This window comes from Citrobacter amalonaticus (assembly GCF_002918555.1).
Taxonomy (GTDB): Bacteria; Pseudomonadota; Gammaproteobacteria; order Enterobacterales; family Enterobacteriaceae; genus Citrobacter_C; species Citrobacter_C amalonaticus_A.
Genome location: NZ_PQMB01000005.1, coordinates 21065 through 34620 on the forward strand (window position 1 = coordinate 21065; position 13556 = coordinate 34620).

7 protein-coding genes are annotated in these 13556 nt (G+C 51.0%); 3 read left to right on the forward strand and 4 right to left on the reverse strand.

The genetic code is table 11. The annotated features are described in order from the left end of the window. Positions 1-4: 4 nt before the first annotated feature. Positions 5-1336, reverse strand: coding sequence for a PTS sugar transporter subunit IIC (locus C3432_RS19990; RefSeq protein WP_103778305.1), 1332 nt, complete (start codon positions 1334-1336; stop codon positions 5-7). Between the two features lie 746 nt (positions 1337-2082). On the opposite strand from C3432_RS19990, the gene C3432_RS19995 reads away from it, so the two are divergent. The 3 genes from C3432_RS19995 to C3432_RS20005 all read left to right on the forward strand — a co-directional run bounded on the left by C3432_RS19995 (position 2083) and on the right by C3432_RS20005 (position 4425). Beyond that, complete coding sequence (locus C3432_RS19995; RefSeq protein ID WP_103778306.1) at positions 2083-3624, forward strand: sensor domain-containing diguanylate cyclase; 1542 nt, start codon at positions 2083-2085, stop codon at positions 3622-3624. A gap of 170 nt (positions 3625-3794) precedes the next feature. Further along, complete coding sequence (locus C3432_RS20000; RefSeq protein ID WP_103778307.1) at positions 3795-4100, forward strand: PTS sugar transporter subunit IIB; 306 nt, start codon at positions 3795-3797, stop codon at positions 4098-4100. Between the two features lie 4 nt (positions 4101-4104). Beyond that, complete coding sequence (locus tag C3432_RS20005) at positions 4105-4425, forward strand: PTS lactose/cellobiose transporter subunit IIA (RefSeq protein WP_103778308.1); 321 nt, start codon at positions 4105-4107, stop codon at positions 4423-4425. A gap of 54 nt (positions 4426-4479) precedes the next feature. Here C3432_RS20005 and rpoC read toward each other — a convergent pair whose 3' ends face one another. The 3 genes from rpoC to rplL form a co-directional block, all read right to left on the reverse strand. Further along, positions 4480-8703 carry a DNA-directed RNA polymerase subunit beta' gene (rpoC, locus tag C3432_RS20010; protein ID WP_103778309.1) on the reverse strand — a complete coding sequence of 1408 codons (4224 nt, stop codon included), beginning with the start codon at positions 8701-8703 and terminating at the stop codon, positions 4480-4482. 76 nt (positions 8704-8779) lie between these two features. Beyond that, entirely contained in the window at positions 8780-12808 is a 4029-nt protein-coding gene (gene rpoB / locus C3432_RS20015) for a DNA-directed RNA polymerase subunit beta (protein ID WP_103778310.1), read from the reverse strand. A gap of 319 nt (positions 12809-13127) precedes the next feature. Next, on the reverse strand, positions 13128-13493 hold the full coding sequence (gene rplL / locus C3432_RS20020) for a 50S ribosomal protein L7/L12 (protein WP_012133812.1): 366 nt from the start codon (positions 13491-13493) through the stop codon (positions 13128-13130). Between the last annotated feature and the right edge of the window lie 63 nt (positions 13494-13556).

Below are 13556 nucleotides of genomic sequence, written 5' to 3' on the forward strand. Positions count from 1 at the left end.
TCCTTTAACTTTCCGCTACGGGCGATACTGTTTTTATAAAATCACGTTGTTGCTCTGTTTCATCACGTAGATATTGTTTATCAAGAGTCATTACAAATGGATAATAGATGGTCATCGCCACAATAAGATTTATTAGCTGAAGCAACATCCCTTTCCAGCCGCAGATTAAAAAACCGCTGATCAATATGGGTGTCGTCCACGGCACTTCCAGACCCGATGTCAGGGGTAAGACCCCCGATGACATTGCACTGTATGTGATAATACACAAGACAACCGGCACGATGACAAAAGGGATCATCATGACGGGATTCAGCGCAATAGGCACACCAAAAATAATAGGTTCATTAATATTAAACATCGCGGCAGGGGTGGCCAGTTTAGCAATTTCTCGCATACGCTTACTTTTTGCTTTCAATAGCATGACCAGCAGCATGGCCAACGTAAAACCGGTGCCGCCGCAGATCAAGAAAACATCCCTGAATTGCTGCGTAATAATATTGATGGGCGGCAAACCGTTTTTCGTCGCCTGAAGATTTTCCAGCGTTAATGAGCGCCAGATAGGTCCCATAACTGCGGTGACAATAGAGTCACCGTGCAGTCCAAAAAACCAAAAGAAGCTGATAAAGAACTCGGCAATCATTTGTGAAAACAATGAATTCCCTAACTTCATCATCGGCGCTTGTAAAACGGTGAAGATCATCTCCTGAACAGTATTAAAGTTCGTTATTTCAAAGAGTAAACGTAACAACCAAAATAGCAACACAATCAGGAATGAGGGAATAAGGGAACTAAAACTGTTCGATACTGCAGGTGGAACACTGTCAGGCATCTTGATCATCAGGCGAGGATGATTAAAGAGGCGATACAATCTGACTGACGCCAGCGTTACCATCAAAGACAAAAATAATCCCTGCGCCCCCATTGCAAACACAGGAATGACATCACTGACGACAGTGCCGCTATTCAGAGGGAGTTTATAAGGTGTGATCAGCAAAAAACTGACCAGAGAAATCAGTGCGCATGATATTTCATTGAGCTGCCAGCGCTTTGCCAGACTGATACTTGTGCTGACGATGACCAACAAAGCCATAATTGAATAAGTCGCATCAAGAATATAATTCAATCGGCTAATAAATTTTTCACCAAACAATCTGATAACAAATTCGCTATATCCAGGGACAGGTATGTTGGCGACCAGGAGAAAGAATGACCCTATGATCAAAAAAGGCATAATCCTGATAAACCCATCTTTAATCGCAGACAGGTAATCATTACCTTCAATTCGCATTGCCAAAGGGAGCAATCTTCTTTCTATAAATGCAGTGAACTTGTTCATACATGACTCACCGTTACCTCACAAGTGGTATATACCACTTGTGAGAGAGTATTTTTTCTTCAGGAGAGAGTCAATCGACTAGAGAGTTTGCAGAGGCTATTTATTGTATTATGTGAGAACGAACACAAATAAATAAAATTTGAGCTTTGATTGAAGACGTTAAGATAATCAATAAATTTAAAATTAATGCAGGATAAATCAAGAAAGAATATGAAAAACATCGTGTTATGCTGCGATGGATTACGACATGCTGAAAGGCAATGGCATACCGGGGAAAGCATAACGGTATGGAAGAGCCACAGACAACCAGCATCATGGCACTGATGGTCAACGTGGGTGCGGCATGCAGCCAGGCGGCATAAAGGGGATTTCGCTGGGGCGTGCCTCGCAAATGCGGTGAATGGCGATGTAATCGAATAACTCTTTTACGAGCGTCTATGGAAGATTGAAAACGGCAGGTTGTTGTTAATCGGCCGCCCTTTTAAGCTGATGTTGTCAGCCATTCATGCTGTCCAGGGCGGAAAGCTTCTTCCTCGTTTCGCCCTGCCTTCAATGCCAGCAATACGATAAAACCCCCATACCCGCGGTAAATTTTCTCGAACTAACGGCATTTTTAAGATAATTCATCTCCATTCATAATGTTAAGATTATAATTGCATACATTCTGTCCTGATGCGTAGATCCACCTTCTGGTTCTTCATCGTGCTTCCCTTCAGGATTCACACCTTCTGAAACTGGTTACAGTAATGGCAAGTTATAGCAGAAAACTTTCTTTCACTACGCCGATTCTGGTGAGCTTCACGGGTATCTTGATCAGTTTTATTCTGATTGCGGTATTTATTACCTTCACCCAAAGAAAAGACTTTCTCGATGATTATCATGGCATTAACAAAAATTTCACGCATAACCTCGCCGTGAACTACACGGAGTCGTTGCTGCGTGAAAATGACTATATTCTCGGACGTGCGGCAACCTTCTTCTCCCGCAACGATCAGCTAAACCAAACAGTAAACGTTAACCCGGAAGAAGGGTTGAATACGCTGATGCAGTTGCAAACGCTGATGCCGAGCGTCTCTTCAATTTCACTGGCCGATACCAAGGGAAACTATCTGCGCGCGCCAGAAGTGCTGTCTGATGAAAGCAGCCACACTTTCGATGCCAAAACTCGCCCGTGGTTTATATCGCAGGCTGAGGCCAGCACGTTCAGTAGTTATACCTCCCCCTATATGGACCACTTCACTCATAATCCAACGGTCACTCTCTATAAGCCCGTGATATCGCCGGAAGGCAAGCTGAAAGGCACCATCGCGTTCCACCTCGATTTGACCTCAATTGGCTATACCTTGCGTCAGATGGTGGCTCCGGTACAGGGCGAATTTTTTGTTGTCGATCGTCATGGAAACGTCATGTTGCATCCGGATACCGGCATGTTATTTAAGCGCTATGTTAGCGAAGCCATAATGCATAAAATGACCAGTGGCGAGGGCCATCTCTACGATAAAGAGAGTGATGACTGGTATTACTACTACTCGTTTACCAATCCGGACTGGTTTGTTATCTACCGGGTAGCCAATACCACCCTGGTTGGCCTGACGCGACATGAAACCGACATTGTCCTATGGGGCTTTGCCCTGGCAGCCATCGTGATTGTGCTCTTTGGTCTCTATCTACGTCACGCCTCCCGTACGGTGTTGATGAACATTTTTAATGCAATAAAAACGGGAGACGTTCAACGCGCGCCCCGTCTCGAAGCGATGCTCAGTAAAGCCATTGAAACCAACAAGGAACGTGAACTCACTTATGTCCGCCAGGCCACGATCGACGCGCTGACGGGCTGTAAGAACCGTCGCGCTTTTGACAGCGATATCTCCACGCTGATGAACGATCACCAGCCATTCGCTCTGGCGCTGGTAGATATAGATAACTTCAAGTCCATCAACGATACCTGGGGCCACCTGAATGGCGACATCGTGCTACGCAACGTGGCACGAGAAGGTATTGCGGTCATGCAGCCGCAGGGCATCTCTGTGTATCGCTATGGCGGTGAAGAGTTCGCGATCCTGTTTCCTGCCGGGCATCTGCATGCTGCGGACTCGCTGCTGGAAAGCTGGCGAATTCAGGTCGCGCAGAGAACCTGGCGCGAGGAGGGTCTGCACGTCACCTTTAGTGCTGGCGTTGGCGAGTGGAACCTGGAGACGCTGGAGCAGCTGGTGATAAACGTGGATGAAGCATTATACAAAGCGAAAAAGCAGGGTAAAAATCGAATTCTCCGCGTCAAAACCCACTAACCCCTGCTACCTATAAAGGCCTGCCATCGCAGGCTTTTTAATACCGCCAACAAAATTGTAACCGGTTTCATTTTTTGTGTGATGCTTTACACACATTCACATGAAGACAGTTGTTCTCATCACCTGCCCGGACTAAAGATGAAGTATCAACGTAACCGTGAGAACCAACTATGAAGAATATCGTTTTATGCTGTGCCGCCGGAATGTCCACCAGCATGCTGGTACAACGAATGAAAGACGCGGCTCAGAAGAAAGGCGTGGAAGTCAGCATCAAAGCCGTGCCTGTCGCCGAATTCAAAGAAAATATCGCCGCAGCGGATATCGTTCTGCTTGGCCCGCAGGTTAAGTATGAACAGGGCAAGCTTCAGGCACTTGCTGACCCATTAGGTAAGAAAGTCGCAGTTATCGATATGATGGATTACGGCATGATGAAAGGCGATGTCGTGCTGGAGAAAGCGCTTAAACTTATGGAGTAACAGCATGGAAGATTTAGAGACAATCATCATGGAGCTGCTGGTCAATGCAGGAGCGGCGCGTAGCCAGGCGCTAACTGCGCTTCAGCTGGCGCGTAAAGGGGATTTCGCCGGAGCCGGGCAGGCAATGGAAGAGTCGCGCGATTACGTTAAGCTGGCGCATAAGATCCAGACCCAGCTTATCGGTATAGACGAAGGGACAGGCAAGTTACCGGTCAATTTGATCACCGTACACTCGCAGGATCATCTGATGAATGCAATGGTCATTCAGGATCTGGCGGGCGATATGATTGAGCTATACCGTCGGTTGCCGCCAGTCGGTGAGTAGACATAAAAAAACCCGCTTCGAAAAGCGGGTTTTTTATTACAGGACGTTCAACGATTAATCGTTGTCAGAACCACCCAGGCCTGCGTTCAGCAGTTCTGCCAGGCTGGCAGACGCATCTTCAGCAGTCACCTGCGGTGCAGCCGGGAGTTCACCCGCTGCGCGGCGGCGCATACGATCCTGGTGGTACGCGTAACCGGTACCTGCCGGGATCAGACGACCCACGATAACGTTCTCTTTCAGACCGCGCAGTTCATCACGTTTACCCGCAACGGCGGCTTCGGTCAGGACACGCGTGGTTTCCTGGAACGATGCTGCAGAGATGAAGGACTCGGTTGCCAGAGACGCTTTGGTGATACCCAGCAGATCGCGGGAGAATGTTGCACCCACTTTGCCGTTCGCTTCCAGATCGCGGTTTGCGATCTTGACGCGGGAGTATTCAACCTGCTCGCCTTCCAGGAAGTCGGAGCTACCTACGCTTTCGATGGTGGCTTTACGCAGCATCTGACGAACGATAACTTCGATGTGTTTATCGTTAATCTTAACGCCCTGCAGACGGTATACGTCCTGAACTTCGTTAACGATATAACGAGTTACAGCATGCACACCACGCAGACGCAGAATGTCGTGCGGCGCTTCCGGACCGTCGGAAACAACGTCACCACGTTCTACGCGTTCACCTTCGAACACGTTGAGCTGACGCCATTTCGGAATCATCTCTTCGTACGGATCGCTACCGTCTACCGGGGTGATAACCAGACGACGTTTCCCTTTGGTTTCTTTACCGAAGGAAATGATGCCGCTGATTTCAGCCAGGATTGCCGGCTCTTTCGGACGACGTGCTTCGAACAGGTCCGCAACGCGCGGCAGACCACCGGTGATATCCTTGGTACCGCCGGATTCCTGCGGTACACGCGCCAGGGTGTCACCAGAACTGATCTGTACGCCATCTTCCAGCTGAACAATCGCTTTACCCGGCAGGAAGTACTGCGCAGGCATATCGGTACCAGGGATCAGAACATCATTACCCTGAGCATCAACGATTTTCAGCGCAGGACGCAGATCTTTACCGCCGGTAGTACGTTCAGCAGAATCCAGAACCACCAGAGAAGACAGACCGGTCAGCTCGTCGGTCTGACGAGTAATGGTCTGGCCGTCGATCATGTCAGTGAAGCGGACGAAACCACTCACTTCGGTGATAACCGGCATGGTGTGCGGATCCCAGTTTGCAACGGTTTCGCCGCCAGCAACCTGCTCACCATCACCTTTCGCCATAACGGAGCCGTAAGGCACTTTATAGCTTTCTTTGGTACGGCCGAATTCGTCGATCAGTTTCAGTTCGGTGTTACGTGAGGTGATAACCAGTTTACCGCTGGAGTTAACAACCGACTTCGCATTGCTCAGACGGATGCTACCTTTGTTTTTCACCTGGATGCTGGATTCAGCAGCCGCACGAGATGCCGCACCACCGATGTGGAACGTACGCATCGTCAGCTGTGTACCCGGCTCACCGATGGACTGCGCCGCGATAACACCGATCGCTTCACCTTTGTTGATGATGTGACCACGCGCCAGGTCGCGACCATAGCAGTGCGCACATACACCAAAGTCGGTGTCACAGGATACAACGGAACGCACTTTCACAGAGTCAACGGAGTTCGCTTCCAGCAGGTCACACCACTGTTCGTGCAGCAGCGTGTTACGTGGAACCAGAATATCCGCCGTACCCGGCTTCAGCACATCTTCAGCCGTCACACGGCCCAGTACGCGATCGCGCAACGGCTCTTTAACGTCACCACCCTCGATAACCGGGGTCATGGTGATGCCTTCCAGTGTGCCACAGTCGTCTTCAGTGACGACCAGATCCTGCGCCACGTCAACCAGACGACGGGTCAGATAACCGGAGTTCGCTGTTTTCAGTGCGGTATCCGCCAGACCTTTACGCGCACCGTGAGTGGAGATGAAGTACTGGAGTACGTTCAGACCTTCACGGAAGTTCGCGGTGATTGGCGTTTCGATGATGGAGCCATCCGGCTTCGCCATCAGACCACGCATACCCGCAAGCTGACGAATCTGTGCAGCAGAACCACGCGCACCGGAGTCGGCCATCATGTAGATGCTGTTGAAGGAAACCTGCTGCTCTTCTACGCCGTCACGGTTAATCACGGTTTCGGTTTGCAGGTTGTCCATCATCGCTTTGGATACACGATCGTTCGCCGCGGCCCAGATATCGATAACTTTGTTGTAGCGTTCGCCCGCCGTTACCAGACCAGACTGGAACTGCTCCTGGATCTCAGCAACTTCGGCTTCCGCTTCGCTGATGATCTCGTGTTTTTTCTCCGGGATGACCATGTCATCAATACCAACAGATGCACCTGAACGTGCTGCATAAGCAAAGCCGGTGTACATCGTCTGGTCCGCAAAAATAACGGTCGGTTTCAGGCCCAGAATACGGTAACAGGTGTTCAGCATTTTGGAGATTGCTTTCTTGCCCAGCGCCTGGTTGACGATGGAGAAAGGCAGCCCCTTCGGTACGATCATCCACAGAATGGCACGGCCAACGGTCGTGTCTTTCAGGCTGGTGTGCGCAACGAATTCGCCATTAGCATCTTTTTCGTATTCAGTAATACGCACTTTAACGCGCGCATGCAGAGAGGCCAGGCCAGCGCGATAAATACGCTCGGCTTCTTTCGGGCCAGTCAGCACCATGCCTTCGCCTTTGGCGTTAACACAGTCACGGGTCATGTAGTACAGACCCAGTACAACGTCCTGGGACGGAACGATGATAGGTTCGCCGTTCGCCGGGGACAGGATGTTGTTGGTAGACATCATCAGCGCACGCGCTTCCAGCTGGGCTTCCAGCGTCAGCGGTACGTGAACAGCCATCTGGTCACCATCGAAGTCGGCGTTGTATGCCGCACAAACCAGCGGGTGCAGCTGGATAGCTTTACCTTCGATCAGTACCGGTTCAAACGCCTGGATACCCAGACGGTGCAGTGTTGGTGCACGGTTCAGCAGTACCGGGTGTTCGCGGATAACTTCGTCCAGGATATCCCAAACGACAGCTTCTTCACGCTCAACCATCTTCTTGGCGGCTTTGATGGTGGTGGCCAGGCCACGCAGTTCCAGCTTGCCGTAGATGAACGGTTTGAACAGTTCCAGCGCCATTTTCTTCGGCAGACCGCACTGATGCAGACGCAGGTATGGACCTACGGTGATAACAGAACGACCGGAGTAGTCGACACGCTTACCGAGCAGGTTCTGACGGAAACGACCCTGTTTACCTTTGATCATGTCGGCCAAAGATTTCAGAGGACGTTTGTTAGAACCGGTGATTGCACGACCGCGACGACCGTTATCCAGCAGGGCGTCAACCGCTTCCTGCAGCATACGCTTTTCGTTACGGACGATGATGTCCGGCGCAGCCAGATCCAGCAGACGTTTCAGACGGTTGTTACGGTTAATGACGCGACGATACAGATCGTTCAGGTCAGAAGTCGCAAAACGACCACCATCCAGCGGTACCAGCGGACGCAGATCTGGCGGCAGAACCGGCAGAACGGTCAGGATCATCCACTCCGGCTTGTTGCCAGACTGTACGAACGCTTCCAGCAGTTTGATACGCTTGGTCAGCTTCTTACGCTTGGTTTCAGAGTTGGTTTCGTTCAGCTCTTCGCGCAGAGTTTCGCACTCTTGCTCCAGATCCATGCTCTTCAGCAGAGCCTGGATTGCTTCCGCACCCATCTTCGCATCGAATTCGTCACCGAACTCTTCCAGCGCATCCAGATACTGCTCTTCAGTCAGGATCTGCTGGCGTTCCAGGTTAGTCATACCGCCTTCGATAACCACATAGGATTCGAAGTACAGCACGCGTTCGATATCACGCAGCGGCATATCGAGCAGCAGGCCGATACGGGACGGCAGAGATTTCAGGAACCAGATGTGAGCAGTCGGAGACGCCAGCTCGATGTGGCCCATACGCTCACGGCGCACTTTGGTCTGGGTCACTTCAACGCCGCACTTCTCACAGATCACACCGCGGTGTTTCAGGCGCTTGTACTTACCGCACAGGCACTCGTAATCTTTTACTGGCCCAAAGATACGGGCGCAGAAAAGGCCGTCACGCTCAGGCTTGAACGTACGGTAGTTGATGGTTTCCGGCTTTTTAACTTCACCGAAAGACCATGAACGGATCATGTCTGGCGAAGCCAGAGCAATTTTGATCGCATCAAACTCTTCGGTTTTAGTTTGCGCTTTCAGAAACTTTAATAAGTCTTTCACGGATTTGCTCCCGTCGGAGTTAGCACATTCCGCTGCCGGGTATTACCCCGACAGCGGTGACCTGTTTGAGCGAGAATTACTCGTCTTCCAGTTCGATGTTGATACCCAGCGAACGAATCTCTTTCAACAATACGTTGAAGGATTCCGGCATGCCCGGCTCCATCTGATGGTTGCCGTCCACGATGTTCTTATACATCTTAGTACGGCCGTTAACGTCATCAGACTTAACGGTGAGCATTTCCTGCAGGGTGTATGCTGCGCCATATGCTTCCAGCGCCCACACTTCCATCTCCCCGAAGCGCTGACCACCGAACTGAGCCTTACCACCCAGCGGCTGCTGAGTAACCAGGCTGTAAGAACCGGTAGAACGCGCGTGCATCTTGTCATCAACCAGGTGGTTCAGTTTCAGCATGTACATGTAGCCAACGGTAACCTGGCGCTCGAACTGCTCACCGGTACGACCGTCGAACAGGGTGATCTGACCGGAAGTCGGCAGGCCGCCCAGCTGTAACAGTTCCTTGATTTCAGACTCTTTCGCACCGTCGAAGACCGGCGTTGCGATCGGCATACCTTTACGCAGGTTTTCAGCCAGACGCAGAACTTCTTCATCGCTGAAGGTATTCAGGTCAACTTTCTGACGAACATCAGAACCCAGATCGTAGGCACGCTGGATGAACTCGCGCAGTTTCGCGACTTCCTGCTGCTGTTTCAGCATGGCGTTAATCTTATCGCCGATACCTTTCGCAGCCATACCCAGGTGGGTTTCCAGGATCTGACCAATGTTCATACGAGACGGTACGCCCAGCGGGTTCAGTACGATGTCTACCGGCGTACCGTTTTCATCGTAAGGCATATCTTCGATCGGGTTGATCTTAGAAATTACACCCTTGTTACCGTGACGACCTGCCATCTTGTCACCAGGCTGGATACGGCGTTTAACCGCCAGATATACCTTAACAATCTTCAGCACGCCCGGTGCCAGATCGTCGCCCTGAGTGATTTTGCGGCGTTTCGCTTCGAGTTTTTTCTCGAACTCGTGTTTCAGTTCGTCGTACTGTTCAGCCAGCTGTTCCAGCTGATTTTGTTTCTCTTCGTCGGTCAGGCCCAGTTCCAGCCAGCGATCGCGCGGCAGCTTGTCGAGCTTCTCAGCTTCAACGCCACCGGAAACCAGCACAGCGTGGATACGGCTAAACAGGCCAGCTTCGAGGATTTGCAGTTCTTCAGACAGGTCTTTCTTCGCCTGCTTCAGCTGCATCTCTTCGATTTCCAGCGCACGTTTGTCTTTTTCTACGCCATCGCGAGTAAAGACCTGAACGTCGATCACGGTACCGGATACACCGTTTGGTACGCGCAGAGAAGAGTCTTTAACATCAGACGCTTTCTCACCGAAGATCGCACGCAGCAGCTTCTCTTCTGGCGTCAGCTGGGTTTCACCTTTCGGCGTTACCTTACCAACCAGAATGTCACCACCGGTCACTTCCGCACCGATGTAAACAATACCGGACTCATCCAGTTTGGAGAGCGCAGCCTCACCCACGTTCGGGATGTCGGCCGTGATCTCTTCCGGCCCCAGCTTGGTGTCACGGGACACACACGCCAGTTCCTGAATGTGGATGGTTGTAAAGCGGTCTTCCTGGACAACACGCTCGGAAACGAGGATGGAGTCTTCGAAGTTGTAACCGTTCCACGGCATGAACGCCACGCGCATGTTCTGACCGAGCGCCAGTTCACCGAGGTCGGTGGACGGACCGTCTGCCAGCACGTCGCCGCGTTCAACCGGCTCACCCAGAGATACACAAGGCATCTGGTTAATGCAGGTGTTCTGGTTAGAACGGGTGTATTTGGTCAGGTTGTAGATGTCGATACCCGCTTCGCCCGGATACATCTCATCTTCGTTAACTTTGATAACGATACGAGATGCATCGACGTACTGGACGGTACCGCCACGCTTAGCAACCGCAGTTACGCCGGAGTCAACGGCAACAGCACGCTCCATACCGGTACCAACCAGCGGTTTATCAGCGCGCAGGGTCGGAACCGCCTGACGTTGCATGTTCGCACCCATCAATGCACGGTTGGCGTCATCGTGTTCCAGGAACGGGATCAGGGACGCACCGACGGAAACCACCTGCTGGGTGGAAACGTCCATGTAGTCAACCTGGTCACGGCTGAACAAGCTGGATTCGCCTTTACTACGGCAGGTAACCAGATCTTCTTCAAAGTGGCCTTCGTCATCCAGGTTGGAGTTCGCCTGAGCGATAACGTAGTTACCCTCTTCGATAGCAGAAAGGTAATGAATTTCGTCCGTTACCACGCCATCAACTACACGACGGTACGGCGTCTCAAGGAAGCCATATTCGTTAGTCTGTGCATACACGGACAGGGAGTTGATCAGACCGATGTTCGGACCTTCTGGCGTTTCGATAGGACATACGCGACCGTAGTGAGTCGGGTGTACGTCTCGAACTTCGAAGCCCGCACGTTCACGGGTCAGACCGCCAGGGCCGAGTGCGGAGATACGACGCTTGTGCGTGATCTCAGACAGCGGGTTGTTCTGGTCCATAAACTGAGACAGCTGGCTGGAACCAAAGAACTCTTTCACGGCTGCAGAAATCGGCTTGGCGTTGATCATATCCTGAGGCATCAGGGTATCCAGATCGCCCAGAGACAGACGCTCTTTCACCGCACGCTCAACTCGTACCAGGCCAACGCGGAACTGGTTTTCCGCCATTTCGCCTACGGAACGGATACGACGGTTGCCGAGGTGGTCGATATCATCGACTTCGCCCTTGCCGTTACGGATATCGATGAGCTTCTTCATCACGTCAATGATGTCGTCTTTGCTCAGGATACCGGAACCTTCGATTTCGTCGCGCAGCAGAGAACGGTTGAACTTCATACGACCAACCGCAGACAGATCATAGCGGTCTTCGGAGAAGAACAGATTCTCGAACAGGCTTTCAGCCGCTTCACGCGTCGGCGGCTCACCAGGACGCATCATACGGTAGATTTCTACCAGTGCGCTCAGACGATCGTTAGTTGGGTCGACGCGTACAGTTTCAGAAATGTACGGGCCGTGGTCCAGATCGTTGGTGAACAGCGTTTCGATACGCTTGTGACCAGACTGGCTCAGCTTAGCCAGCAGATCCAGGCTCAGCTCCATGTTCGCTGCGCAGATCAGCTCACCAGTGGATTCATCAACGTAGTCTTTAGATGCCACTTTGCCAGCAATGTACTCAACCGGAACTTCGATATGTTTGATATCGTCTTTTTCCAGCTGGCGAATGTGGCGCGCAGTGATGCGGCGGCCTTTTTCGACGTAGACTTTGCCGTTCGCTTCGATGTCAAAGGAGGCGGTTTCACCACGCAGGCGTTCCGGCACCAGTTCCATCTGCAGCTTGTTGTCGCGGATCTCAAAGATCACTTTCTCAAAGAACAGATCCAGAATCTGCTCAGTGGTGTAGTTCAGTGCACGCAGAATAATGGTCGCAGGCAGTTTACGGCGACGGTCAATACGTACAAACAGGTTGTCCTTCGGATCGAATTCGAAGTCCAGCCAGGAGCCACGGTAAGGAATGATACGCGCGTTATACAGCACTTTACCCGAAGAGTGGGTTTTACCTTTGTCGGAGTCAAAGAAGACGCCAGGACTACGGTGCAGCTGAGAAACGATAACACGCTCAGTACCGTTGATAACAAAGGTACCGTTGTCGGTCATGAGCGGAATTTCGCCCATGTAGACTTCTTGTTCTTTAATGTCTTTAACGGTGCCTTCCGGCGCTTCGCGCTCGTAGATCACCAGACGCAGTTTTACGCGCAGCGGTGCGGAATAGGTCACACCACGGATCTGACATTCCTGAACGTCAAACACCGGTTCGCCAAGGCGGTAGCTGACGTATTGCAGCTCGGAATTACCGCTGTAGCTCTGAATCGGGAACACGGAACGGAAAGCTGCTTCCAGACCATACTGCCCTTCAGGATCTTGCTCGATAAACTTCTGAAACGAGTCAAGCTGGATAGAAAGGAGATAAGGTATGTCCAGAACTTGTGGACGTTTACCAAAATCCTTACGAATACGTTTTTTCTCGGTATAGGAGTAAACCATAGGGTTCCTCAGCTCGCTGACAAGTCGACCCATCTGTCCTGCACTGGGACAGTTTGTGCAACACTATTTTGTTGACCGGAAAATGGAATACTTTCCGCAATGCCTGTTGCTATCACGCTTAAACCATTTCATTGCGATTTACACAGAACGTGCGTTCTGTCGCAGTATATTAAGTCGTCGATAGAAACAAGCATTGAAAGGCACAGCAGTAGTCAAACAGTGTGAAACGCTACTGGCACCTTACAGCGCAAAAAGGCTGGTGACTAAAAAGTCACCAGCCATCAGCCTAATTTCTCAGGCTGCAACCGGAAGGGTTGGCTTATTTAACTTCAACTTCAGCGCCAGCTTCTTCCAGAGATTTTTTCAGAGCTTCAGCGTCATCTTTGCTCACGCCTTCTTTCAGAGCGGCCGGAGCAGATTCTACCAGGTCTTTAGCTTCTTTCAGACCCAGGCCAGTTGCGCCACGTACTGCTTTGATAACAGCAACTTTGTTAGCGCCAGCAGCTTTCAGAATTACGTCGAATTCAGTTTTTTCTTCAGCAGCTTCAACCGGGCCAGCAGCTACAGCTACAGCAGCAGCAGCGGAAACACCGAATTTTTCTTCCATTGCAGAGATCAGTTCTACAACGTCCATTACGGACATAGCGGATACTGCTTCAATGATTTGATCTTTAGTGATAGACATTTAAATTGTTCCTGAATATCAGAATAAGTTTATACGTAAGCAGATGCTTTACAAAGACGACTG